This window comes from Ruminococcoides sp. (genome assembly GCF_057037865.1).
In genome coordinates this window covers 340,627-367,106 of sequence record NZ_DBLZMS010000002.1, presented here as the reverse complement: position 1 = coordinate 367,106, position 26,480 = coordinate 340,627, and the positions used below count along the sequence as shown (strand labels likewise).

The window sequence follows — 26,480 nt, the reverse complement described above, 5'->3', positions numbered from 1 at the left end:
TGTATCTCAACAGCCTTTCAGCTGTTCAAATCAATTTCAGAGCTTTAATCGCTCATTGACGAATATGTCACTGACTATATCCGTAATTCCTGATGCTTTTTTAGTGTACATCTCACTGTAATTCTTTGAGCTTTCCTCAAAGTCATTACGGGTTTCTTTACTATTTTCTCGTTGTTCAATTTTCAAGGTCCTATGTTCACTTTGCACAAGAAAAACTTGATTCTCTCTTTTGTTTTAAGAGGATTTGTTGTTTTCCTTCGCGGAACATTCTTTATTATATACCTTTTTCCAGAAAAGTCAACCCCTTTTTTCAAAAAAATTCAATTTTTTCAGAAAAAGTTTTAGCCTTGTGGTTTTGTCAACAAATTTCTTTGTTTTATCACAACATATTGTGGTCGTCTAAAATACACCTTTTTACAATTTTGAAAATCCTATTGTATTTTCCCTTTCTATAATATAAAATAGAAATACAAATTAATTTTTCGGAGGAAAATTTATGATTAATTCCATTCCCTATTATCCGTATCAACAGAATGTGCAGATATTGAAAGGATTCTTTTCCAAACCGCTTACATTAATATGTGCAATAGTCTCTGGCCTTACATGTATTTTCGGAATGTTTAGCATTAATACAAGAGCAGGTTCTACGAACATATCTTTCTCGAGCGGCACGGGCGGTTCAATTTCAATTCTTTTATGTATTGCTCTTATCCTGCTTTATGCAAAGTGCCGTTCAAATGATCCAATGCCGTTTGGCGCAACGGTTACTCTCATCAAGATATATTCTATCATTGAAATAGTAATCGGCGGACTTGCATTGCTCGCCTTTACCGGAATAACTTTTCTTCTTTCATTAGTTTTGCAGGGACAGGAAGTATTTGGATACATTCTTATCCTCTGCATCTTTGCTATTCCTATTGCACTTGTAACACTCATACACGGTATCGGATTGCTTTTATGGTCTGATTCAATTAAGAAGGGTGCAACATCGGTTTATCTCAAAAGCAGAGGTTCAATACTTCTTGCCGTGTCTTCTATTCTCTCTATTATAGTAAGCGTTGCATCCGCAATTGCTTCATTCATCTTTATTAAGGAATACGGTCCGGAAATTTCAGCGTATCTGCATCATTTGGCTGAGGAGAATCCGAACTTTAATTTTAGCGGTCTATTTGATTCGTCAGATCCCATGAATTCATTGTTTATTTCCGCTGCGGGGGTTGTAACGGTATTAAATACAGTACTGTCTGCTGTATTTTACGCTTTGCTTGCAGCACTTGCTATTTCTTTTCATACATATATAAAGAAATATACAAACGGAATTAACCTCGGTTCAGGTCAGGCTCCTGAATATGATGCTCAGCAAAACGCTGTTCCCGTACCTCCTGTTGCTCCTGTAACAAGTGAAGTGCAGACAGAAGGTATTCAGCCGCCTGTTCAGCAACCGATTGATTTTCAGCCCAAAAACGTTGATTTTGGCTCAATGGACGCAACTTCCGACAACAAACAGATTAACACTCAGTTTGAAAATCCTTATATGCAGGCGGTCGCAGACGATATGAGTGATAAATCAAATACGGTTGTTTGCCCGAACTGTCATGCACAATGCAATAACGATATGAAGTTCTGCGGAAACTGCGGTACAAAACTCAAATAAAAAACGCTATACATATATATAGAAAAAAGCGGAGATTGAAGTTGAATCAATCTCCGCTTTATTGCGTCACAATTATTTACATATATATGTTACTTTTTAAAAGCCTTGAAATCCTTGATAACCTGCTCACGATGCTTATAGTTATCGCTATTCTTGTCGGGATTCGTCTTATCAATAGCAGTGTCTGTATAAATCATAAGATAGTTGCCGTTGTCCGAAAGATAGGCTGTTACATCGGGAAGTCCGTAGATACTGAATGTGCCGTTGTCCTTAACGGACTTTACAATCTCATCGGCTGTGCTGTTCGTTTTCTTTGTATCATAAGAGTAAAGCTCAATGATAATATTTGAACCTGCATACTTTGCAGCAAACTTTTTACCTTCTTTGGCGCCGATAGCGGACGCATCCATTTTAATGCTGCCGTCTTTACTTCCAAGGTATTCCTTAGCTACAAAATAATCAACAAGTCCGTCAAGGTCATTGCCGTATTTATCATCCTTAACCGAAGATGTTGTAGGCTGAGTGCTGTCCTCGCTTGTCTGTGAAGAACTGTTACCGTCCTTATAAAGTGCATCATTATAGCTGCAACCAACTGCAGTAACCGCAAGAATGCCTGCACATAAAATCGCTGTAAGAATTCTCTTCATAATATTTTTCCTTTCGGTTCATTCTTTCGTTCTGTCATAAGCACAGTATATTATACCGCATATTTTCCGATAAATCAATATAAATTTCAAAAACAATAGGCAGATGCCGAAGCGTCTGCCTTGATTATGTCGTAACATTATTAATATCGTAAGATTTGATTATATAGAACTGCCCTTTCAAATTAAGTGTGATGCACTCACCATACAGAGTTAATTCTATCACCAAGTCAAGCTCGGGAATTCATAGTTTAGATTATATCAAACTATCTACACGAACTAAAATTAACACGAGCTAAAATTAACCTACTATATATACATTTACATTTCGTCTGCCAAAGCTTACGCATTCATCATATGTGTTGTAGAAACAGTCAACAATTGCAGTTCCCGACATGAGCGCACCGCCTGTGTCAACGGCTGTTGCGTAGCCGTAAACAAAACTGCCGTCTGTTGATACAATGTAAAGCTTTGAGCCATACGGAATGATGTTCGGGTTGACTGCCACACCGCCGTGATAAGCCGTTACGCCTGTTGCCGTAAGTGAACCTGCGGGTGCTGTGTACGCTGTACCTGAACCTGTAACAACCGATGAATAGGCAACGGTGTTGCCGTTCATATCCGTAAATGTGCCGACAGGATTGCTGACATTTGAACCCTTTGTACCCATAAGTACAACCTTGTCAACAGGCTCTTTTGTAATTTTGGTGTCTACTGTTTTTGAAGATACCTTTTTGCCGTCAACATACTTGCACTTCTTTGTTACAAGAGCTTCGCCCTGTTTGCCCTCAGTCTGAACCTTTGTTTTACCAAGGTCAACATCCTTTGAATTTTTCTTAACGGTTTCAAAATCAACCGACTGAGTTTCGGTTTCGTTCCTATAGGTCACACGCTTGATTGTGATGCTGTCTGCGTCCTCAATGTTGCTGTCCTTGTCAACGCTGAGAATATCGTCATCGGAAAGCTTGTAGCCAAGCTGATTGAGGACATCGCAAACATTGCCGTTCGGAACATAAACAATGTCGGTTTTGCCGTCAGCTGTAATTGAAAGCTTTTTGCCCTTGTAAACCTTAACGGTGAGATTATCCGAAACCGGAGTTGAAAGTGACGGCTCAACCACCTCGTTATATGCGGGAGTAATGCCTGTTCTTTCAAGCACATCGGCAACCGTACCTTTTGCAAGGCTGACTGTCTGAACATCGCCGTTATAGTCAACGCTGATTTCAACAGCCCTAATCATGCCGTATGTAAATCCGTTTTCATCAAGTCCTGCATAAACGATATCGCCGTTTGCAAGCTCAACACCGTCTGATGTTACAGCATGTTCTGTTTCTGCACTGTAGTTCACGGCAGCAGCTACCGTGTAAATCGAACCTGTAATAATTGCAGCTGCAAGTGCAAAAGTCGTTACGGAACGCAGGGGACGAAAGTTCTCTTTCTTTTTCTGCATAATAAATTTCTCCTGACTTGCAATTTTCTCAGGATTGATTTTGCATGGAAAATTGCATATTTAATTCATAAACCTTCACTAAAGAGCCGTCTTGCTCTTTACAGGCACACATTATAGGACTGTGTTTTGTGAATGTCAAACCAATCAAAAGTAAATTTTTTGTGCAATTCCACAAGACTTTCGCCTTTATTTTCTATTTTTGCAATATAATCTTGTTTCTTATTGGGAATTATCCTGCAAATTTATATGCAATTTGCAAGAAATTCACTTTTACCGTTTCGTTACCGATTTGTTACTGTTTTGTAACTACTTTCTCATAGAGAATTTTATCGCTTAAAGCAGTTGTTTTTAATGCTTTTTTAGCAACAAAAACGAGGTCAAACCGACCTCGTTTTCTGCTGTATTTATTCATCTTTTTTCTTTGTAATTGTTTTTTGTGATTTCTGTTCTATTTCTTTAATGCTACTCTTTGGAGTGGGCAAATCTTCCGGCATAGTACCGCCAAGTTCCTTTATTATTTCACGGACTTTTTTGCCAACATGATAATAGGTTTGATGTTCTCAAATATTCGGTCGCTATACTTTTCAATACTAGTCATGACTATCCTCCTTTGTGCAAAGTGTACAAAATTTTCGTTTTTTTTTGCAACATTTTGCTGGTATCAGCAAAATGTTATTATTCAAATTACTAATCTTAAATCAGCTATTATTATATAATAATTATAATGTAACTCACATTAAAAATCAACACTAAAGTTTTATAATGTTGTTTCATTTGCGTGCTTTTTGCGGTACTCCGTAGGGGTGATTCCTTTCAGCTTTCTGAAAACCTTTGAAAAGTATAACTGATCGGAAAAGCCTACCGAGAGGGCGACATCCTTAATCTGAACATCCGTGTTGTTAAGCATTGTGCAGGCTCTGCCGATTCGGCAGTTGTTGATGTACTCGATAACCGAAAATCCCGTTTCTTCCTTAAAAAGTCTGTAAAGGTAAGTGCGGTCAATCTGAACTTTGTCGGCAACGCTTTTAACCGTGCATGAAACCTGCCGAAAGTTTCTTTCTATATAATCTCTCGCCTGCATAATGTAGTCGGTTTCGGTTGATTTCCGACTCGGATAATACTGAATATAGTATGACAGCAGAATAAGCACCTTGCCGTTTGTGCGACAGGCGGCATAAACCGTGTCGCTGTTGTCATCACAGACATCAAAATATTGAAAAAGACTTTCAACTGGAATTTCGGGGGCAACAGGACGGCTTTTTGAAAAATTGGTTCGGCTTATCATTACGGCAATTTCAAACCCCGTGAGTTCAACCCATTTGTATTCAAACATAATATTCGGATACGCCTTGACGCTTATGCTTGAATACGGAAAAAGCATAACCGAATTACCCCTTTTCACGGGATATTCGATGCCATCTATAATAAAAATTCCCTTGCCTGCCGTAACAAGAAACAGACCGTAGGTTTCACGCATTGCGGGTTTGATTTCAAAATCAATATCAGGAATCCTCACACCGCACGAAACACAAACATTTGACAGTACTCTGTAATTACTACTTTGTTCCATATAATCGCCTCAAATACAACATTTGTCCATAATATCATAACATATCTATATAGATTTTCGTGCTTTTTCACGCTATAATTATGTTATTATACAATAATTTTGCATTTTTGACAATAGGTGATTCGGAGTGAAGCATTTTGAACTATAAATACGAAATAATAAATTATGACCAAAACACACCTGCAAAGGTTATGTATCTTAACCTTTCGTCAGAAACACACAAGACTGAACTTCATTGGCACAGAGAGCCTGAGCTTGTCTATGTGATTGAAGGTCAGGCAGAATGTCCGAGAAACGGCGAAACAACGCTTGTAAACGAGGGGGATTTTATTCTTTTCAACAGTGAAGATGTCCACCTTGTTCGGCCTGTTGTCGGAACAAGCGTCCGCCTTGTGTGCATTCAGCTTTCGTTTGAATATATGCGAATGTTCTGCAAGTCAATTGACAGCGTTGTTTTTGATCTTTCTGTTTCTCCTCAAACGAAACAGAAGCTTATTGAAGTTCTTCGGGAAATTGCCGAAACAAATCCCAATGATGAGTACAGCACACTTCTTCAAATTGCTCATGTCAATAAGATTTACTATCTGCTCTTGAAGAATTGCACCTGCTTTAAGAGAGCAACCAACAATCCGATTATTCCGCGCAGAGATTTTTCATATGCAAAAACAGCAATTGCATATATTAATGAAAACTACAAGCGTGAAATTCCTCTTAACGAGATTTCATCGGTTGTAAATCTTTCTCCGTCTTATTTTTCAAAGTACTTCAAAAGCATCACCCGTGTGAGCTTTTCGGAGTATCTTGCAAACCTCCGACTTGAAAATGCAATCAACGATATGCTTGATAAGAACTCGACGGTTTCTGCCGCTGCACTTGAAAACGGCTTTGCAAATGTAAAGTCATTCATCACACAGTGCAAAAAGGTCTACGGCCTTACACCGGCGCAGTATAAAAAGAAACTTCTCAACAGATAAAATTTTAAAGGCTCAGAACTTTGTACAGGTTCTGAGCCTTTTTGCATACGGCATACAGCCGTTTCTTATTGATAAAGTTTATCCTTAAAAAATTTCGCCACCATATCCCACAGCTTTTCCTGTGCAAAAAATATGTCGGCGTGTTCCGCTCCGTTAATTGCAACCAATGTGACATCGCAACCGTTTTTCTCAAGCAAATCGTGCAATTCGGCACTCTGCGAAAAAGGAACGGTGGAATCGTCTGTTCCGTGAAAAATCATAAACGGCGGTGCTGACGGGGTTACATACGAAACGGGGCAACACTTCATTGCCTTTTCCTTATTGAGTGCAACATTCATTCCGAGCATGAGCGACTCCATACTTGCCGCCGAAGTTAACGGCGATTCATATGGAAATGTTGAAACATCTGTCGGCGGATAAAATGCACAGCAAGCCTGTACCTCGCTTGAACAGTCAAGATAATTTCCGACATCAAGAGCCTTATCGTTATCTAAAGCACACATGGCAGCAAGATAGCCTCCTGCGGATTCGCCTGCAACACCGATTTTGTTTTCATCTATATTATAACGGTCTGCGTGAGCCTTGATGTAACGAATAGCCGCTTTTACATCCTCCAACGGCATCGGATATGCCCCTTCATTGCTTGTGCGATATTCAACACTTGCAACCGCAAAGCCCTCGAGTGCCAACTTTGCAAGATAAGCAAAATGGGCAGATTTATCCAGTCTTATCCAACCGCCACCGCAAAACCACACAATACACGGGTATTTTTTGTTTTTTAATTTTGGATAAATCAAGTCGAGTTTCAAGTCTCTTGTGGTGTGTCCGAACCATGCGTCAACCTGTGCATAGGTTATGTCGGATACGGTAAAATATCTCGGTTTTTCAATTTTAAGATTCATTTCAAGCTTCATAATATTATCCCTTATCAGTTGTATTTGCGGAGCAAGCCTATATTATACGACTCAATCTCCGAAAGGTCGCTTTCGCTGAAATTGTAGTTTTTGTGATACCAGCTTTGGCTCTCATAGTATTTCTGAATTGATTTTGTTTTGAAAACATATCCGTGACGGGCATAGATTTCATTGATTGCATCCTGTGCAACATCTCCACCGAGTCCCGTAACTTCATCTACAGTAAGTTTTCTTTGTGACGAATGCGGAAATATAAAACCGTTGTTACGGCTTTCATCTGATTTTGACGAAGAACTGTTTGAACCTTCATGCCTCTTAGTATCATCACTCTTTGTCGGCTCTGTTGATTTTGTGTAACTTTCGGTCGGATTCATATTGTTGCCCTTTACGGTAACGGTACAGGTTGCCTTTTTGCCGTTTGCGGATTCGCAGGTGATTGTTACAACGCCTTCGCTTTCACCAAAAACCATGCCGTTGCCGTCAACACTTGCGACCTTCGGATCCGATGACGACCACGCAAGGTTGTCGGTCGGAGCGTCAACAGGCTTTACCTTTGCCTCAAGCTGAATTTTACTTCCCTGTTTTACGGAAGTTGAACTCTCGCTCAGAGTCACGCCTTCAATCTCTTTGTCAAGAACGGTCACATTGCAAAGTTTTTTAAGTCCGTTTTCGCTCTCTGCCGTCACAACGGCTGTTCCCCTTGATTTGCCTGTGATTGTTCCGTCATCAACGGTCACAATTTTATTATCCGAAGATGACCAGCTTATTTTTCCCGCATCCGCACCCTCGGGTTCAATTGTTACCGAAATATGCTTAGTATCGCCCACATGAAATTCAATTTCTTCATAGCTTAATTTCATGCTCTTGGCTTGTTGTACAAAGCATGAGCAAATCACAAACGGCACAAGCATAATCATCGCCAAAACGGGTATTAATTTTTTCACAAACACTCCCCCTGTCCTTAATATATGTAAAATTCTTGTTCTTATCTGTATTCTAACCTATTTATATACTTTTGTAAACCACAGCCGATCAACTTTCATTCACAAGCTTTTCAAGACCTTCTCTGCTCTTTATAAGTATTCTTCGGTACTCGGTAGAAATGTATCCCGATTTTGCAAATCTGCTCAGAGTTTTGCTGACTGTAACCCTTGATACACCTACCGTATTGGCAATTTCTTCATGTGTAATTGCAACAGAACCGTTATGTTCGCTTTCAAGCAAGAGCCCTGCAATACGGGCGTCTGCCTGCATAAAGGTCATTGAGTCAAGCTGTGATGACAAAAGTCTTATTCTGTTGGCAAGAATTTCAAGCAATTCAAACGCAAGCGTCGGGTGCTGTGCGATAATGTCGGTCAATCGCTTTTTGTCAATCATTATAACTTCGGTATTTGTAAGTGCCTTGGCGGAACTGACTCTCGGCTTTTTGTCAAAAAAAGCACCCTCACCGATAATCTCGCCGTGTCTTGCCGTGTTGAGAGTTTTCTCGTTGCCGTCAACGGAATTCATATACACCTTTACACTGCCCTTTTTGATGTAACAAAAGCTTTGCGCCGTGTCGCCCTGAAGATAGATTATCTCATCTTTTGCGTATTTTCTGACGCTCCCCGACTGTTCAATCAGCGACTGCATATTCTCATGAACAGTGCTGTTTGCGTGTCCGCAGGCATTAATCGTGTGTTCCATAATTCACCGCCCTAATAATCCGATTTATTTCCTTAATTGTAACATAGTTTACAATCTTTTTGCAAGGTGTATGCAATAATTATCTTAAAAGAAAAGGAGTGATTTATTATGGGTATGACTATGTCGCAGAAGATTCTTGCGGCTCACGCAGGACTCAGCGAAGTCAAGGCAGGTCAGCTTATTGAGGCAAAGCTCGATATGGTTCTCGGTAACGATGTAACATCTCCCGTAGCTATTAATGTATTCGAGGAAAACGGCGCTACCTCAGTATTTGACAACACAAAAATCGCAATGATTATGGACCACTTTACACCTAATAAAGATATCAAGGCAGCAACACAGGTTAAACAGGTTCGCACATTTGCAGACAAATATGATATCAAAAACTACAGAGATGTAGGTCAGATGGGTATTGAACACGCACTTCTCCCCGAACAGGGACTTGTAGGACCGGGCTGTCTTTGCATCGGTGCTGACTCACACACCTGTACATACGGCGCACTCGGCGCATTCTCAACAGGCGTTGGCTCAACAGATATGGCGGCAGGTATGATCAGCGGTAAGGCTTGGTTCAAAGTTCCGTCAGCTATCAAATTCAACATCGTAGGCAAGCCACAGGGTTTTGTAAGCGGTAAGGATGTCATTCTCCACATCATCGGCAAAATCGGCGTTGACGGCGCACTTTACAAGTCAATGGAATTCACAGGCGAAGGTCTTAAATACCTCAACATTGATGACAGACTTTGCATTGCAAACATGGCAATTGAGGCAGGCGCAAAGAACGGTATCTTCCCTGTTGACGACATCACCCGTGAATACTGCAACGGCAGATATCAGGGTACTCCTGTCGAATACACGGCAGACGAGGACGCTGTTTATGACGAGGAGTACACAATCGACCTTTCAACTCTCCGTCCGACAGTTGCATTCCCGCATCTTCCCGAAAATACAAGAACAGTTGATGAAATCGGCGAAAAAGAAGTTAAGATTGACCAGTGCGTAATCGGTTCATGCACAAACGGCAGAATTTCAGACCTGCGTGCCGCCGCAAACATTCTCAAGGGCAAGAAGATTGCAAAGAATGTTCGTTGCATCATCTTCCCCGGCACACAGCAGATTTGGCTTGACGCTATGCACGAAGGTCTTTTTGATATCTTCATTGAGGCAGGCGCAGTTGTTTCAACACCGACCTGCGGTCCGTGTCTTGGCGGTCATATGGGTATTCTTGCCGCAGGCGAAAGAGCAATCTCAACAACTAACCGTAACTTTGTCGGCAGAATGGGTCATGTTGACAGCGAAGTTTATCTTGCAAGTCCGGCTGTTGCCGCCGCAAGTGCTGTCGCAGGCTACATTATTGACCCCGAAAAGGTATAAGAAAGGCAGGTAACAAACAATGAACGCAAAAGGTACTGTACACAAGTTCGGCGACAATGTGGATACCGATGTAATTATCCCTGCTCGCTACCTTAACACCGCATCTCACAAGGAGCTTGCGGCTCACTGCATGGAGGACATTGACGCAGATTTCGTAAACAAGGTTAAAGAGGGCGACATTATGGTTGCCGAAAAGAACTTTGGCTGCGGTTCTTCCCGTGAACACGCACCAATCGCAATCAAGGCAAGCGGAATTTCATGTGTAATCGCATCAACCTTTGCAAGAATTTTCTATCGTAACTCAATCAACATCGGTCTTCCTATTCTTGAATGTGATGAGGCGGCAAAAGATATCAAAGAGGGCGACACAGTTTCCGTAAACTTTGACACAGGCGTCATCACCAACGAAACAACAGGCAAAACATACCAGGCTGAGCCGTTCCCCGAGTTCATTCAGAACATCATCAAAAAAGGCGGTCTCATCAACTCGATTATGTAATCCGTTGATTTTGATTTAAAATTATAGCAGAACAACAAACGGCAGACTTGTAAGTAAGTCTGCCGTTATTTTTACTCTTTAAACAAAATATTGTAGGTGCGTTCATTGGACGCCCGCCTTGATGAAATTTTATGTTTTGTCAAAATGTTTTGATGTGATGAAAGTCACGCATTCATTTGTAGCGGCGATCAGTGATCGCCAATCGTTTTGGTTGTAAAACCAAAACGAACAAACAACAATTTTATTGTTGCATCATAATCGGTTAAAACAAAACATTTGTACTGTCGAACCGATTTTATAATCGGTTCGATTGGCGGTCAATGACCGCCGCTACATTATAATAATAAATTTTCAACACAACAAAAAAGCCTCCCGAACAAACGGGAGGCTTGAATGCTTTTACGCACAAATATTTAAAGTAAAACCTTTTAACAAATTACTTCTTGTAAGATGTGTGCCAGATTTCCTTAGCATACTGGAGGATTGTACGGTCAGATGAGAACTTACCTGCATTTGCAATGTTGATAAGGCACTTCTTACCGAATTCCTTACGGTTAGCATACTCTGTGTTAGCTCTGATCTTTGTATCAACATAATCGGGAAGGTCATAGATGAGGAAGTAGTTATCAGCCTTCTGCCATGAAGAATCCTTGAGGAGTGAATCATGAAGCTCCTTGAAGCTGCCCTCGCCCTGAGCGCCGCCGTCATCAAATGTGCCGTCGATAAGAGTATCAACAACTCTCTTAATTTCCGGATTAGCGTCATAAAGAGCCTTTGGATGGTAGCCTTCCTTCTTCATTCTCTCGATATCCTCAACCTTTGCGCCGAAGATATACTCGTTCTCAATGCCTGCGCACTCAGCGATTTCAACATTAGCACCGTCAAGTGTACCGAGTGTAGGAGCACCGTTGAGCATGAACTTCATGTTACCTGTACCCGATGCCTCAAGACCTGCTGTTGATGTCTGCTCAGAAAGGTCAGCAGCAACAACAATCTTCTCAGCGTAAGATACATTGTAGTTAGAAATGAAGTAAACCTGAAGGAGATCCTTTGTTTCGGGATCGTTGTTTACAAGCTTAGCAATCTCGTTGATGTACTTGATGATTGCCTTTGCTCTTGCATAACCCGGAGCAGCCTTTGCGCCGAAGATAAATGTTGTAGGAGTCCAGTTTTTAAGCTTCTTATCCTTCAATCTGAAGTAGATTGTCATGATTGAGAAAGCGTTGAGGAGCTGTCTCTTGTACTCGTGAAGTCTCTTAACCTGAATATCATAGATTGAATCGGGATTTACATCGTAGCCGTCCATCTTCTTGATGTAGTCTGCGAGCTGCTGTTTCTTCTTCTTCTTGATATTGTTGAACTTTGTGATTGTTCTTGTGTCAATGCTGTCATTGAGCTTTTCAAGAAGTGAAAGGTCTGTAAGCCATGCATCTGAGCCAACCTTCTCTGTGATAAGAGCAGAAAGCTCAGGGTTGCAAAGACCGAGCCAACGGCGCTGTGTAATACCGTTTGTCTTGTTCTGGAATCTCTCGGGATATACCTGATACCACTCTTTGAGTACATCAGCCTTGAGGATTTCTGTGTGAAGCTCGGCAACGCCGTTTACATATGTTGATGCGTATGTTGCAAGTCTTGCCATATGAACAACATTACCGTCGATAATGCGCATCTTAGCCTTTGTATCCTCATGCACACCCTTAGCAGTAAGCTCTTCCTGGCACTTGTTGGCGATAAGGCAGATAATGTGATAAATCTCAGGAATAACCTGTGTCATAAGGTCAGCAGGCCACTTCTCAAGAGCCTCGCCGAGAACTGTGTGGTTTGTATAGTTAAATGTCTTTCTTGCAATTTCAAAAGCGTCGTCAAAATTGAAGCCTTCGTTCATAAGAAGTCTTACAAGCTCGGGAACACATGATACAGGATGTGTATCGTTAAGCTGAATTGTGTTTTCCTTAGCAAAGAAGCTGAAATCATTGCCGTGCTTCTTCTTATAACGGCGCATAATGTCCTGAAGTGATGCAGAACAGAAGAAATACTGCTGTTTAAGTCTGAGAACCTTGCCCTCATACTTGTTATCGTTAGGATAAAGAACCTTTGTGATGTTTTCGGCATCGTTCTTTTCCTGAACGGCATTGTTGTACTCTGTGTTGTTGAAAGCAGTAAAATCAAAATCGTTTACTGCCTCAGCCTGCCAAAGACGAAGTGTGTTGATGTTTGTTGTCTTACAACCGATAACAGCCATATCGTAAGGAACAGCCTTAACTGTCTGACCCTTGAATGATACTGTAACAGCCTCATCTTCAACACGGTTGCACCACGGATCTTCAAATCTCTGCCAGTTATCAGCTGTTTCAACCTGATAACCGTTTTCGATAAGCTGCTTGAAAAGACCGTACTTGTAACGGATTCCGTAGCCGTCAAGCGGTACTTCCTGTGTAGCAGCACTGTCGAGGAAACAAGCGGCAAGTCTGCCGAGACCGCCGTTACCGAGAGCAGCATCGTCGATATCCTCAAATACATTGATGTCAATGCCCTTCTTTTTGAGGAGCTTTGTAACATCTTCAAGAATGCCGAGGCAGTAGAGGTTGTTGTACATCATTCTGCCCATGAGGAATTCTGCAGAGAAATAGTAAGCTCTGCGTTCGCTGTCATGTTTAATCTTGCTTGCTTCCCAGTTGCCTGCGATTTCGCCCATTACTGCTTTGCCGAGTGAGTAGTGAAGCTCAGCGGGTGTGAGCTCTTCAATCTTTTTGCAGTACATAGACTGAGCTGTGAGTTCAAGCTTTTCCATAATATTACCCATTTGTTTAGTCCTCCAGTCGTCCGCTTTTTTCAGACATAGTTTTTAATTTATCTGCAAGCTCATCAGTAAGAGCTGCACCATTGAGTCTCCATACCCAGTTTCCGCCGAGTGTTGACGGAATATTCATTCTTGCCTCCTTGCCAAGGCCGAGAATGTCCTGCATAGGCACGATTGCTGTATCTGCCTTGCTTTCATAAGCAACACGGATGAGTCCCCAGTTGAACGGTTCGTCATCAGGCATCTGACAATAACTTCTTGCATAGTTAACGTCCTCGGGTTTAGCTGTTTCAAGCCAGCCCATAACAGTATCGTTATCGTGAGTACCTGTGTAAACAACACAGTTTTCGGTGTATTTATGGGGAAGATAGTCGTTCTCTTCACCACTGTCGAAAGCGAATTCAAGAACCTTCATTCCCGGATAGCCTGTCTGCTCCATAAGCTCGGTTACATCGGGAGTGAGTGTTCCGAGGTCTTCGGCAACAATATCAATCTTGCCGAGTGCCTCTTCCATCATATTAAAGAACTTAATGCGCGGACCTTCAACCCATTCACCGTTGATTGCGTTTTCGGCAGGATAAGGGATTGAATAGTAGCTTGCAAAAGCTCTAAAATGGTCAATACGGGTGATATCATAAAGCTTTGATGCGGCTTTGATACGCTCAAACCACCACTCATAGTCGGTAGCCTCAAGGTAATCCCAATCATAGAGAGGATTGCCCCAAAGCTGACCTGTTGCCGAGAAGTAATCCGGCGGACAGCCTGCAACTGCGATAGGATCACCGTCGTCATAAAGCTGAAACAGCTCGGGATTTGCCCATGTGTCTGCGCTGTCCATGGCAACATAGATTGGCATATCGCCCAAAATCTTAATGCCGAGACCGTTTACATACGCACGGAAGGATTCCCACTGCTCATAGAATTTGAACTGTACAAACTTCCAGAAATCAACATCATCCTTGAGCTTGCGTTCATAACGCTTCACGGCAGCCTCATCACGCATTTTGATTTCCTCATCCGGCCATTCTGTCCAGGAAACCATGTCAAAGCTCTTTTTAACTGCCATATAAAGTGCATAGTTTTTGAGCCATGAACTGTTTTTGCGCTTGAAGGATGTAAATGCCTTCTGGTCACCCTTTTTGAAGTTATCGTAAGCAATCTTCAAAACTTCAAAACGGTTGTTGTAGATTTTCTCATAGTCAACCTCGGCGTCATCTGAGCCCCAGTCACGGCTCATGACCTCTTCCTTAGTCAAAAGACCTTCTTCACAAAGAGTGTCAAGGTCAATGAGGTAAGGATTGCCTGCATAGGTTGAAAAAGACTGATACGGTGAATCACCGTAACTTGTCGGTCCAACGGGGAGAATCTGCCAGATTGTCTGACCTGATTTTTTCAGAAAGTCAGCAAACTTGCGAGCCTCTTTGCCGATGGTGCCGATACCGTAGGGGGATGGAAGCGAAGTAATCGAAAGGATAACACCTGCGCTTCTAGCCATAAAAATCAACTCCATTCTGACGGACTGTTAAATTTTTTAAATCTGCGAATTCGGGCGCAATTCGCCCCTGAACCCACAGTATCAAGATAATTTTAGCACATAATCTAAATTTTTACAAGTTATTTTTTTAACAACGACAAGTTATTGCAATATACTCAAAATAGTCAGTAAAACAGCGTCAGAAGTTAGTTTTCTTATATAGCCTCTTGAATTTACCATGTTAATACTGCCGCCAAGCATAAGCTTTATTGCATAACTTTTGTCTTTTGTGCTGATTCCGCAATAAACAAGACCGACAGGCTTTTCGGGCGTTCCGCCCGTAGGACCTGCAATTCCCGTTGTACTTACAGCTAAATCCGCACCCGAAACATTTCTTGCACCCTCTGCCATCTGCATTGCAGTTTCAGCCGAAACTGCGCCAAGCACAGACAGCGTTTCGTTTGAAACTCCAAGCACCTTATGTTTCATTTCATTTGCATATGTGCATACGCCAAAATCAAACACTTCGCTTGCACCGCTTACTGCGGTAATTCTTTCGCTTAAAAGACCGCCCGTACAGCTTTCTGCGGTTGCAAGCTTTACGCCCTTTTCACGGAGCTTTGCAACAACATTTTCCTGGAGCGTGTCGGAATTGAGATTGTTTTTTCTCAAAAGCCGAACCACATCTGTATCTGTCAGAGTTATCATTAATAATCATCTCCGAAAATTTTTCGTATATCCATATTTTAGCACCGGCATATGAATATTGCAATTATTTTTATTTTTTGATATATTAAATAGAAAAGGAAAGCGCTCACGCAAAAACGCTTAAAAAAGAGGTAATTTTATGGCTTGGTTTTTTACCGAAAAAAATATATTCGGCAACAACTACACCCTTGTCGGAGAAAACGCAAAGCATATTTCTAAGGTGCTGCGTATGCGTACAGGCGATGACATCACCCTTGTTTCTCCGAACAAAACGCAGTATGAATGTAAAATTTCGCTCATCACACAGGGTGAAGTCACAGTTGACATCATCTCACAAAAGCCGTGTGAAAACGAACCCGATGTTTTTGTAACCCTCTATCAGGCTCTGCCTAAGGGTGATAAAATGGATTTCATCGTTCAGAAATGCACGGAACTCGGAATCAGCAGAATTGTGCCGATGATTTCGGCAAGATGTGTTTCCCGTCCCGATGAAAAGTCGCTGAAAAAGAAGTGTGAACGCTGGCAGAAAATTGCTCTTCAGGCGGCAATGCAGAGCCGTAGAGGCATTATCCCCGAAGTAACTCCGTGCATTTCGTTTAAAGAGGCGGCAGAACAGACAAAGCAGAACGAAAAGACCGTATTTTTTTACGAAATGGGCGGAGAATCCGTCAAAAAAATTCTGAATGGCACAAAGCCTAAAACCGTCGGAATGTTCATCGGCAGTGAAGGCGGATTTGAACAATCGGAGGTTGACAGCGTAACCGCAATCGGCGGTCAGGCGGCAACCCTCGGCAAACGAATTCTCCGTGCAGAAACCGCCCCCCTCGCCGCCCTATCCATTATTATGTACGAAACCGACAATTTTTAGGCGAGTGCCTCGCACCCCTCTCGTGAAGACAGTTTGTGCAATACACAACAAATGATGCCCGAGTGTAGCATAGTAGTTGCATATACCGACTCGTAGGCGAGTGCCTCGCACCCCTCTCGTGAAGACAGTTTGTGCAATGCACAACAAATGATGCCCGAGCGCAATATTGTATGGATTTATGCAAACAGTAGCGGCGGTCAGCGACCGCCAATCGAACCGATTACAAAATCGGTTCGACATTACAAATGATTTTTAACCGACAATGATACAACATAAATTTATCGCTTGTTCGTTTTGGTTTTGCAACCAAAACGATTGGCGTTCGCTGAACGCCGCTACATTTCAACACCAAAATCGGAGGAAAATTTATGACAGGAATTATATGTGCCATGCAGATTGAGGCCGACGGAATTATCGCCCTTTCTCAGAACACACAAACCGAAGAAATCGCAGGAATGAAATTCACCACAGGTACTCTTAACGGCAAGGACATAGCCGTTGTAGTCTGCGGAGTCGGCAAGGTCAATGCCGCCATGTGTGCCGTTGTGCTTATTGAAAAGTTCAATCCCGATGTTGTAATCAACAGCGGTGTGGGCGGTTCACTCTCCCCTCTTGTATCAATCGGAGATATTGTTGTTGCGACAAAATCCGTTCAGCACGATATGAACACAACTGCTCTCGGTGACAGACAGGGCGAGGTTTCGTTTCCTGACGGTACAAAGATATTCTTTGACTGCGACAAAACAGTAGTTGAAAGGCTCACGCAGGCGTGCAGGGCACTCCCCGACACCAAGGTTGAGCAGGGCATTATCGCAAGCGGCGACATATTCGTTTCCGACCGCAAAAAACGCAAAAGAATTGCCGACACATTCGGTGCTCTTGTCTGTGAAATGGAGGGTGCGGCAATCGGTTATGTTTGCTACGCACTCAAAACTCCTTACGGAATCATCAGGGCAATCTCCGATGACCTTGACGAAAACAAGGGTGTTGACTATGAAAAATTCTGCAAACTTGCAAGCAAAAAAACCGTAGGCGCAATATGTGAATATCTCAAAAATGAATAATTACGACCGACTCAAAACGGGGAACGCTTTTGTTCCCTGTTTTTTCTTTTGTAATGAGTTGTCTTTTTCGATTTCTATTGACAATATAATCACATTTGGATAAAATAAAAGGTAACATTGTTTTATGGAATAACACTACATATACAAGGGAGAGATATATATGCAGCTTACAGGTGCAGAAATCATTTGCGAGTGTCTTCTTGAACAGGGTGTTGACACGGTTTTCGGTTATCCGGGCGGTGCGGCACTCAACACATACGATGCGCTCTATAAATACAGCGACAAAATTCGTCACATTCTCACAGCACACGAACAGGGTGCTTCTCATGCGGCTGACGGTTACGCAAGAGCAACAGGCAAAACAGGCGTTGTTATGACAACATCTGGTCCCGGTGCAACAAACATTGTAACAGGCCTTGCAACAGCCAATATCGACAGCATTCCGCTTGTTGCAATCACAGGCAATGTAACAACCGATCAGCTTGGAAGAGACAGCTTTCAGGAAGTTGACATTGTAAACATCGTAAAGCCCGTTACAAAGGCAAGCTTCCTTGTTGAAAAGGTTGAGGATCTTGCCGACACCATACGCAAGGCTTTTGCTCTTGCTCAACACGGCAGAAAAGGACCTGTTCTCGTTGATGTTCCAAAGGATGTAACGGCAAACAAAACAGAGTTTGTACAGACTATTCCCGAAAGACCGAGAACCTTTGAAATCAGAAACCCTGAAAAAGTTCGTGTTGTTCAGGAAATGATTAAAAACGCAAAGCGTCCTATGATTTACGCAGGCGGCGGTATCATCAGCGCTGATGCAAGCGAAGAATTCAAGGCATTTGCAGAGCTTATTGACGCTCCCGTTTGTTGTTCGCTTATGGGACTCGGCTGTATTCCCGCCGATCATCCGCTCTGCGTCGGCAACATCGGTATGCACGGCGGTTACGAAACAGGTATGGCAACAGCCGAATGTGACCTTATGATTGCGTGCGGTGCAAGATTCTCCGACCGTGTTGCAGGCGACCGTGAAAGGTTCGGCGAACAGGCAAAGATTGTTCAGCTTGAAATTGACGAAAAAGAAATTAACAAGAATGTAAAGGTTGATGAATACATTCTCGGAGATATAAAAGAAATTCTCATTGCACTCACAATCGGTCTTGACCGTCAGAACCATCCGGACTGGCTTGCGAAGATTGAAGAATGGAAGCATCATTTTGACGATAAAAAGCTCCCCGAGTGCGACCTTCCGCTCCCACAGCAGGTTCTTGATACAATCAACGAAATCAAGTGTCCGTCAGACATCATCGCAACAGATGTAGGTCAGCACCAGATGTGGGTTGCACAGTTCAGCAAGATTATGGAAAGCAGAACGCTCCTCACATCGGGCGGTATGGGTACTATGGGTTACGGCATGGGCGCCGCAATCGGTGCGCAGTGTGCCCGTCCCAATGACAGGGTTTGCCTCATCACAGGTGACGGCAGTTTCCACATGAACTTAAACGAACTCGTAACACTGAAGTCCTATGAACTCCCCGTTGTTGTAGTTGTTATGAACAACACGGTTCTCGGCATGGTTCGTCAGTGGCAGAAGCTTTTCTACGGCAGTCGTTTTTCACAGACCGATCCGCACAGAGCAACCGACTTTGTAAAGCTTGCAAACGCTTTCGGCGTTGATGGTTTAAGAATCACAAAGCCTGAGGAAATCAAGCCGATTCTCACAAAGGCTTTTGAGATGAACAAGCCCGTTGTTGTTGACTGCCGCATCAGTCCCGATGCAAATGTTCTCCCGATGATTCCTCCGGGAAAAACAATCAACGAAATCATCACCGAAATGTAAGCCGAGAGCCTCGGCACGCAGTTCGTGTAGGCAGTTTTGTTAAGGAACAACTTTCAGTTCCCGAGCACGGCAAACCACTGTTCCTTGTTCGTGTAGGTAGTTTGATTAAATAACATCTGCATATTTCCAAACACAGCTAACTTAATAATTCAACATATATAGGGTACTCGTTCGAGTACCCTGTTTTTTATGCCATTCAGTAGCGGAATTCAACTTTGAATACATGGCTTTAGACAAAGCGTAAAAAAACAGCCGTAAAAATACGGCTGTTTTGTGTTACGACTATTAAAGTAAAATTACTTCTTTTCTTTCTTTTCCTTTGGTTTAACTTCTTTTTCAAAGTTTGCGGCATCGGCAACATCTTCCGTATCGAACTTATAGTCCTTACCGGGGAAAACTGCGTTGAGAACGATACCTGCAATTGATGCAACAGCAAGTGGCGAAAGTGTTATTGCGGCACTGCCGATTGTGAAGCTTACCGTGTCGCTTGAAAGACCGAGCGCACAAACAAGAATAACTGCGGCAACGATAAGGTTACGGCTCTTTGTGAAGTCAACCTTGTTTTCAACAACATTTCTGACACCGATAGCAGAAATCATACCGTAAAGAACAAACGAAATACCACCGATGATACAGCTTGGAATTGAACCGATAATTACCGAAACAATCGGGAAGAATGATACTGCAACGGCAAAGTAAGCGGCAATTCTTATTACTCTCGGGTCATAAACTCTCGTAAGAGCGAGAACGCCTGTGTTTTCACCGTATGTTGTGTTTGCAGGGCCGCCGAAAAGTGATGCAAGTGTTGTTGCAAGGCCGTCACCGACAAGAGTTCTGTGGAGTCCCGGATCTTTGATGTAGTTATTGCCTGTTGTTGAACTGATGGCGCAAATATCACCGATATGCTCCATCATTGTAGCAAAAGCAATCGGAACAATGGCAATGATTGAAGATGCGATAAGCGCACCGTTTGAGTAATCAATACCGCCGAATACCGTTTTATCCCAGTGAATCGGAATTCCGATAAGTCCCTCACTGCCGAAAATGTGACCTTTTGAGATGTTGTCGCAAATTGTGTTCAGGCTTGTAAAGTCAAAAATAGGCTGATAAACACCGTTTGCGTCAGCACCGCCCGAGAAAAGCCACGGAACATTCTGAATAAGGTCAGGATTTGCCTGTGAAATGAAGTAAAGCACAAGACCTGTGCCGTAGGAGATGAGCAAGCCGAGTATAATCGGAATGATTTTAGCCATTCCCTTGCCCCAGATGTTGAAAACAACAATTACAGCAAGAGCAACTACAGCCAAGGACCAGTTTGTCGTGCAGTTTGAAACAGCCGACGGAGCAAGTCCGAGACCGATTGCAATGATAATAGGCCCTGTTACAACAGGCGGAAAAAATCTCATTACCTTTTCAATACCGACAGCCTTGATAACTGCGGCAAGGATAAAATAGATAAGACCGGCACACGCAACACCAAGGCACGCATACGGGAGCATACTGTTAGGGTCATTGGGTGAAAAAGCCTTGATTGCGGCATAACCGCCCAAGAATGCAAAGGACGAGCCGAGGAAGGCAGGTACTTTAAACTTTGTAATGCAGTGGAACAAAAGTGTTCCCAAACCTGCCATAAGCAAAGTTGTTGAAATGTCAAGTCCCGTTAAAATCGGAACAAGGATTGTTGCGCCGAACATTGCAAACATATGCTGAACACCGAGAATTATCATCTTCGGTTTTCCGAGTTTGCGGGCATCATAAATTGCGCCGTTGTTTTTATCCATTAGAATTCCCTCTTTCTCATTTTCGGGTTTAAAATCTGTAAAAACCCCATTCCTGTTAATTATACCTTTGCACAGATATAAAAGCAATAACTTTTTATTTTAATGCCAAAAGTTCCCATATCATTGACATTTTGAACGGTTTTTAGTATCATTAAGTTAATCAAATAATCAAAATTCAACAAGGAGGCAATGATATGTCAGTTTCGTACATGACACATCCGCTTATAAGACACAAAATTACACTTCTCAGAAAAGAAGACACATCAACAAACGAATTCCGCAAATTGGTTGAAGAAATTGCAATGCTTATGGGTTACGAGGCTCTTTCGGATCTTGAAACTCAGGACATCACGGTTAAAACTCCGATTGAGGAGTCTGTTCAGCCTGTTATTTCAGGCAAAAAGCTTGCCGTTGTTCCGATTCTTCGTGCAGGTCTTGGTATGGTAAACGGTATTCTCGCACTTGTTCCGTCCGCAAGAGTAGGTCACATCGGTCTTTACCGTGACCCCGAAACTCACGAACCGCACGAATATTACTGCAAGCTCCCCGATCCGATTGATCAGCGTCAGATTGTTGTTGTCGATCCGATGCTTGCAACAGGCGGTTCGGCTATTGCCGCTGTTGATTTCATCAAAAAGCACGGCGGTCAGAAAATCAAGTTCATGTCAATCATCGCAGCTCCCGAGGGTGTTGACGCTCTTATGAAGGCACACCCCGATATTCAGCTTTATGTTGGCTGTCTTGACCGTGAGCTTAACGAAAACGCATACATTTGCCCAGGTTTGGGCGATGCAGGCGACAGAATTTTCGGCACAAAATAATTTATTTTCCGCATTCAAAAAGCCTGAGCATTTTTGCTCAGGCTTTTTCTGTTTCGCATAAATGTAAATGCAGCAGTGTTAAAAGTGTTTCGGGGTTAGGATGTGCGAAACAGGATAAGGTTTTCCAAAATAACATATCTTTCGGAATAACTTTCAAAGAACAAGGTCTGTGTATTTATTTGTGACCGGTTAAATTCACATACCCTGTTTTCGATATTATTATAGCACAAAAAATATGTTTGTGTTAATTAGTCTTTAAATTGCCGATTTTTGACCGCTAATTTAATACTTTAGTCAACACGCATCAATCATGAATGATTTTATTTCCCCAAAAATCAAGGAGCTTCTCCTTAATTTCCGCATAGAGTGATGCGCTTATCGGCACTCTGTCGCCGTTTTTGCACACCCATTCCCGGCGGTCAACTTTCTCCACATTCTCCATATTTGCTATACAGCCTCTGGAAATATAAATAAATTCATTTGAGTCAAGTTCTTCAAACACAACAGACAGCGGTTTTCGTATTTTTATCGGCTCTTTGCTTTTGAGGTGGTAAATTTCACTGTTTTTACCTCTTTTGATAATGTACAGAATGTACTTACACGGCAACATACCGCACATATCGTGCCGTTCAATCAGGTACGATTTTTTGCTTTCAAGGTCAATGACATTAGCTGCGTCAAGCAATGCGTTCTTCAGCCTATAATCTCCGTCTTGCTTTGGAACAAATCTGAAAATATCAAGTTTATATCCGTCAACGGCATAATTTACATGGGAGGTCATAAAAATAATAAGACAATTCGGGTTTGATTTTTTCACATAATTCGCAATCTCAAAACCCGACATTTTTGGCATTTCGATATCAAGAATCAGAATATCCATTTGTTTGTTGTCGCCAAGCTCAAACATAAACTGACTGCTGTCGGTGTATACCGAAATATCCGCCGATATGTTCATTTCGCAAAAAGCACGTTCGGCTATTTCCTTTTCCCGTTTAACCGCCGAAGGGTTATCATCACATATTGTACAATGCAAAATCATATTCATAACATTCACCGTTTAAAGTTAATATAAATCACTTCTACAAAATCATTATACTATAGAAATTATCGCATTGCAATATATTGTCTGAATTTTATAAAACTTGTGCCTGTATATACCAGACAAAAGAAACACCCGAACTAAAAAGTTCGGGTGTAAAAGAATAAATTTAACTCAAAGATTATTCCGATTTATTTGCGGCAACACTTGAAGCCTGTTTGACAGCAGTATTGACTTTTGACTGATATGCATGACCTGCAACTCTGCCGTTAACAACCGCAACATAACGGTTGCTGTCAGACTTGTAATAGCTTACGGTGTCTGTTGAGCCGTCAGATGAGTATTTATATGTAACGGTAAGAACAGGCGAACCGTTTTTGCTGTCAGACTTTGTGTCGGCAAGCTCAACCATTGTAAGATTCTCATAGAAACCAGAGAATGTTGCAAGCTCAATTTCTGTCTTGCCGTTCTTAACGGTTGTTGTGGTTGTTGTTGACTCACTGCCGTTATCGTCTGTCTTTGTTTTCTGTGCAGTGCTCAGCGAGAATGTGTAGGTATTCTTGCCGTCATTTACGGAAACCTCCGACAATGCGCTCATCTTCGGATAAAGCACATATTCGTTTACAAGGCTGTCATAGCTTGTTTTAACCCACGGAACCTTTTCGGCAGAAATTGTATATACAATATTTCCGCCCTCTTTCATAAGGCACACATTGCCGTCACCGTCAGGCTTTGAAGCTCTGAGGCTGACTGTTGTGTCGGGATAAACAGCCTTTATCTTTGCATACGGATTAGAAAGACCTACGCTTGAAAGCTGTGAGGATGACGGATTAACCATTTTTACCGTGAGGGCATAAAGACCTCTGATGCCGCCTGCAACAAGACTGCTTTCCTTCTCGTTTGCGTAGCACTCAACAGGGCTTGTCATAACATAAGAAGCTGAGTTCTTTTTGTCTGAATTTGGCTTGAGTGTGATTGTATTTGAAAAATTAGAACCTGAAATCTCAATTGACGATGCCTGACTGTTGTCATTATCAGATGCCGCATCGTTGATTGTAAGACTGATAAGATCTGTAAGGCCGTAGTCAAATGCAGAAACAGAATCTTTTGCAACAAGATAAACAGTATCGTTGCTGCCGAACTTAATATATGTTCCGGCATTCTGCGGAGCATCATCACCGACATAGATAATAGCCTTTGTCTTGTCGGTATAAGTTACGGTAACAGTATCTCTCGGCTTATCAAGTCCGTAATCTGCAAGCTTTGAGCCGTCAAGAGTCATAACCTTTGTAAAGTCAATGCTTGCGGCATTGTTTGCGATATTGTCGGCAATACCGCCCTGAAGGTCAAAATCTTCATAACCTACAATAGTGTACTGTGTAGCACTTGTTTTGCCGTTTTTATCGGTCGGTGTGTATGACTTGATGTCCAAAGTACCCTTTTTGTTTTCGAGATGAATCTTTGAAATCTTTGCAGGGATATAATCCATAAGAGTGCCGTAGCTGTTGTTATCAATTTCACCCTTATCGTTTGTCTGAATCTGTGCCTGATGAACACCGTCTTTATCGGTTGTAACGCTCATCTTTACACCCTCATCATATGTTGCTGCTCCCGATGACGAACCGTCGCCCTTCGGAAGAAAGATGAGCAGACACATAAGTCCCGCAAGAATCAATGCTGCTGCGCAGACAATAATCAATATTTTAGTATTCTTTTTCATTATCTGTTCCTCCTGCGTAACCAGAAAACAAAGCCTGCAACAAGTATTGCAATCGGGATAATGATTACAAACACAACAAGCATTGTGTTCTGTGTTGCAACATCGGTGATGCCGAGTTCCGTATTGTCAATCGACTTACTCTCAATTGTAATGCCGACATCTTCCTTATCTGCAATTGTGTTGATTACATTCATAAAGTAAGCGGAGTTATTAAAGCTGTTGTACTTCATAATTGTGTCGCTGAACATAACATATGAACCGAATATGATAACTCTCGATGAGTTCTTGTCCTCGTTTGTCATAACACCTTCTGCCGCAACATTTTCACCGTTACCCGAAACTGCGTCCTTGTAGTCCCAGTTCTTGTCGGCGTCAATCGGCAATACGCCTGCCTTATCGGAAGTTTTAAGCAATGCGTGTGCAGTGTTTTCATCTGTAATATTAACAGCGTGTGACTCTGATACAACAACAGGAATCTTGCTGTTTTTGAGGTTATCTTTGTAGTAATCACCGTAGCTTACCGTGAATGCATACGGTGAGCTTGCGCTTACAAGGGTGCTTTCATCAGTTTCAAACACATATCCTCTGTCAATTGACATACCCCATTCCTTGAGGAAATCGTCAAGGTTCGGCATCTCGCCCATATCGGCAGTAGGAACATAGATGAGTGAGCGTCCGTATTTGCCGTCATTTGAAAGCCATGTCGAAAGCTTTTCAACAATCTTCTCGTCAAGGTCAACAGACGGTGCGTACATAATTGCAATCTTTGCGTTGCTGTCAAAGTCGCCTGTGGCGAGTGAAACCTCGTTCACCTGATAAGCATTGTTTTCAAGAAGTGTTTTAAGTGATGAATAATCCTGCTCGTTGTTGCCCTTAATCATATCAACAACAACCTTGTCATCTGTTGTAACATTGAGAATAGCCGTTACAACAGCCTGCTCAATCTTTGTGCCGGTAAAGCTGTATGAACCGTAGTAATTGTAGGTCTGCTCGTCATATTCAAAGCAATCCGTAAGAGTAAGCACCTTGTACTGCTTGCCGGATTCAACAAGAACAATGTTATTTGCCGAGCTTGACTGCCAGTCAACATTCGGATAATCGGATGTGAACGACGGGTTGGATGTAAGGTCAACATACTTGATTTTCATCTTGCCGTCTGACTTGCTCGCCATTTTGTTAAGCATTTTCTGAGCCTGTACAAAGTAGGTACCCTGGCTCTCAAATGATTCCTTTGCCATAAGTATATTTACCGTAACATCCTTGTCAAGGTGTGAAACATAGTCAATTGTATCGTCCTGAAGTGCAAACGACTTGTTTGATGTAAGGTCAAGCTCCAGGTCGGGGAATCTGTTAACAAGAAGTCCGACAATAATGTTTACAATAATTACCATAACGATAACAAGCGCCGTAATTGCCATTGCAACCGTGCCGTGTTTTGCTTTTCTTGACTTCATGAACTTTTTGAATCTGCCCTTTTCGGACTTATTCTTCTTATTCTTTTTGGCCTTTGTATCTTCCTTTTTATCGGCTGTTTCCGCCACAGCATTGCTGTCTGCATTTGCAGTATCTTCGGAGATAGTATTCAGGTTTTTATTTTCTTCGCTCATTTATA

21 protein-coding genes are annotated in these 26,480 nt (G+C 42.2%); 8 read left to right on the top strand and 13 right to left on the bottom strand.

Annotated elements, in window-relative coordinates; genetic code table 11:
• Positions 1–496 precede the first annotated feature (496 nt).
• Complete coding sequence (locus tag AC2HW8_RS03445) at positions 497–1,654, top strand: zinc ribbon domain-containing protein (RefSeq protein ID WP_484327153.1); 1,158 nt, start codon at positions 497–499, stop codon at positions 1,652–1,654.
• A gap of 89 nt (positions 1,655–1,743) precedes the next feature.
• Here AC2HW8_RS03445 and AC2HW8_RS03440 read toward each other — a convergent pair whose 3' ends face one another.
• The 3 genes from AC2HW8_RS03440 to AC2HW8_RS03430 form a co-directional block, all read right to left on the bottom strand.
• Positions 1,744–2,301, bottom strand: a complete 558-nt coding sequence (locus AC2HW8_RS03440; protein WP_021883589.1) for a hypothetical protein — start codon at positions 2,299–2,301, stop codon at positions 1,744–1,746.
• A gap of 298 nt (positions 2,302–2,599) precedes the next feature.
• Complete coding sequence (locus tag AC2HW8_RS03435; protein WP_484327152.1) at positions 2,600–3,748, bottom strand: G5 domain-containing protein; 1,149 nt, start codon at positions 3,746–3,748, stop codon at positions 2,600–2,602.
• 757 nt (positions 3,749–4,505) lie between these two features.
• Positions 4,506–5,318, bottom strand: a complete 813-nt coding sequence (locus AC2HW8_RS03430; protein WP_484327151.1) for an AraC family transcriptional regulator — start codon at positions 5,316–5,318, stop codon at positions 4,506–4,508.
• Between the two features lie 137 nt (positions 5,319–5,455).
• On the opposite strand from AC2HW8_RS03430, the gene AC2HW8_RS03425 reads away from it, so the two are divergent.
• Positions 5,456–6,292, top strand: a complete 837-nt coding sequence (locus AC2HW8_RS03425; protein ID WP_117882427.1) for an AraC family transcriptional regulator — start codon at positions 5,456–5,458, stop codon at positions 6,290–6,292.
• A 65-nt stretch (positions 6,293–6,357) separates the two neighbouring features.
• Here the strand turns inward: AC2HW8_RS03425 and AC2HW8_RS03420 are convergent, their stop codons facing one another.
• The 3 genes from AC2HW8_RS03420 to AC2HW8_RS03410 form a co-directional block, all read right to left on the bottom strand.
• On the bottom strand, positions 6,358–7,206 hold the full coding sequence (locus tag AC2HW8_RS03420) for an alpha/beta hydrolase (RefSeq protein ID WP_215639294.1): 849 nt from the start codon (positions 7,204–7,206) through the stop codon (positions 6,358–6,360).
• A 14-nt stretch (positions 7,207–7,220) separates the two neighbouring features.
• Positions 7,221–8,150 carry an Ig-like domain-containing protein gene (locus AC2HW8_RS03415; protein ID WP_484327150.1) on the bottom strand — a complete coding sequence of 310 codons (930 nt, stop codon included), beginning with the start codon at positions 8,148–8,150 and terminating at the stop codon, positions 7,221–7,223.
• Between the two features lie 88 nt (positions 8,151–8,238).
• Complete coding sequence (locus AC2HW8_RS03410; protein ID WP_296642872.1) at positions 8,239–8,892, bottom strand: Crp/Fnr family transcriptional regulator; 654 nt, start codon at positions 8,890–8,892, stop codon at positions 8,239–8,241.
• A gap of 108 nt (positions 8,893–9,000) precedes the next feature.
• On the opposite strand from AC2HW8_RS03410, the gene leuC reads away from it, so the two are divergent.
• Together leuC and leuD are read left to right on the top strand one after the other, a co-directional pair.
• Complete coding sequence (gene leuC / locus AC2HW8_RS03405) at positions 9,001–10,266, top strand: 3-isopropylmalate dehydratase large subunit (protein ID WP_046432360.1); 1,266 nt, start codon at positions 9,001–9,003, stop codon at positions 10,264–10,266.
• 19 nt (positions 10,267–10,285) lie between these two features.
• On the top strand, positions 10,286–10,765 hold the full coding sequence (gene leuD, locus AC2HW8_RS03400; RefSeq protein WP_015522977.1) for a 3-isopropylmalate dehydratase small subunit: 480 nt from the start codon (positions 10,286–10,288) through the stop codon (positions 10,763–10,765).
• Between the two features lie 436 nt (positions 10,766–11,201).
• On the opposite strand, the gene AC2HW8_RS03395 is transcribed toward leuD, so the two are convergent.
• The 3 genes from AC2HW8_RS03395 to AC2HW8_RS03385 all read right to left on the bottom strand — a co-directional run bounded on the left by AC2HW8_RS03395 (position 11,202) and on the right by AC2HW8_RS03385 (position 15,747).
• Positions 11,202–13,568 carry a glycogen/starch/alpha-glucan phosphorylase gene (locus AC2HW8_RS03395; RefSeq protein WP_101029660.1) on the bottom strand — a complete coding sequence of 789 codons (2,367 nt, stop codon included), beginning with the start codon at positions 13,566–13,568 and terminating at the stop codon, positions 11,202–11,204.
• 4 nt (positions 13,569–13,572) lie between these two features.
• The gene (gene malQ / locus AC2HW8_RS03390; protein ID WP_484327149.1) at positions 13,573–15,060 is read right to left on the bottom strand and encodes a 4-alpha-glucanotransferase; all 1,488 of its coding nucleotides are present in this window, start codon (positions 15,058–15,060) and stop codon (positions 13,573–13,575) included.
• A 141-nt stretch (positions 15,061–15,201) separates the two neighbouring features.
• Positions 15,202–15,747, bottom strand: a complete 546-nt coding sequence (locus AC2HW8_RS03385) for a CinA family protein (protein ID WP_015522981.1) — start codon at positions 15,745–15,747, stop codon at positions 15,202–15,204.
• A 139-nt stretch (positions 15,748–15,886) separates the two neighbouring features.
• Between AC2HW8_RS03385 and AC2HW8_RS03380 the strand changes: the two genes are divergently transcribed.
• The 3 genes from AC2HW8_RS03380 to ilvB all read left to right on the top strand — a co-directional run bounded on the left by AC2HW8_RS03380 (position 15,887) and on the right by ilvB (position 19,507).
• Positions 15,887–16,615: a 16S rRNA (uracil(1498)-N(3))-methyltransferase gene (locus tag AC2HW8_RS03380; RefSeq protein WP_484327148.1), complete on the top strand. Its 729-nt coding sequence runs from the start codon at positions 15,887–15,889 to the stop codon at positions 16,613–16,615.
• 368 nt (positions 16,616–16,983) lie between these two features.
• Positions 16,984–17,679 (top strand): 5'-methylthioadenosine/adenosylhomocysteine nucleosidase, encoded by a 696-nt coding sequence (locus AC2HW8_RS03375; RefSeq protein WP_484327147.1) that lies wholly within the window; start codon positions 16,984–16,986, stop codon positions 17,677–17,679.
• A 160-nt stretch (positions 17,680–17,839) separates the two neighbouring features.
• Positions 17,840–19,507, top strand: a complete 1,668-nt coding sequence (gene ilvB / locus AC2HW8_RS03370; RefSeq protein WP_295245078.1) for a biosynthetic-type acetolactate synthase large subunit — start codon at positions 17,840–17,842, stop codon at positions 19,505–19,507.
• Positions 19,508–19,803: 296 nt separating this feature from the next.
• On the opposite strand, the gene AC2HW8_RS03365 is transcribed toward ilvB, so the two are convergent.
• Complete coding sequence (locus AC2HW8_RS03365; RefSeq protein WP_484327146.1) at positions 19,804–21,288, bottom strand: uracil-xanthine permease family protein; 1,485 nt, start codon at positions 21,286–21,288, stop codon at positions 19,804–19,806.
• Between the two features lie 194 nt (positions 21,289–21,482).
• Here AC2HW8_RS03365 and upp point away from each other — a divergent pair, with 194 nt between their 5' ends.
• The gene (gene upp / locus AC2HW8_RS03360; protein ID WP_117965607.1) at positions 21,483–22,109 is read left to right on the top strand and encodes a uracil phosphoribosyltransferase; all 627 of its coding nucleotides are present in this window, start codon (positions 21,483–21,485) and stop codon (positions 22,107–22,109) included.
• A 304-nt stretch (positions 22,110–22,413) separates the two neighbouring features.
• Here the strand turns inward: upp and AC2HW8_RS03355 are convergent, their stop codons facing one another.
• The 3 genes from AC2HW8_RS03355 to AC2HW8_RS03345 all read right to left on the bottom strand — a co-directional run bounded on the left by AC2HW8_RS03355 (position 22,414) and on the right by AC2HW8_RS03345 (position 26,475).
• A complete protein-coding gene (locus AC2HW8_RS03355; protein WP_293642679.1) occupies positions 22,414–23,154 on the bottom strand; it encodes a LytR/AlgR family response regulator transcription factor in 741 nt (246 codons plus the stop codon).
• Between the two features lie 175 nt (positions 23,155–23,329).
• Positions 23,330–24,868, bottom strand: a complete 1,539-nt coding sequence (locus AC2HW8_RS03350) for a DUF4340 domain-containing protein (RefSeq protein WP_484327145.1) — start codon at positions 24,866–24,868, stop codon at positions 23,330–23,332.
• On the bottom strand, positions 24,868–26,475 hold the full coding sequence (locus AC2HW8_RS03345) for a DUF7088 domain-containing protein (protein WP_021883909.1): 1,608 nt from the start codon (positions 26,473–26,475) through the stop codon (positions 24,868–24,870). Before AC2HW8_RS03345 ends, AC2HW8_RS03350 begins: the two co-directional genes overlap by 1 nt.
• Between the last annotated feature and the right edge of the window lie 5 nt (positions 26,476–26,480).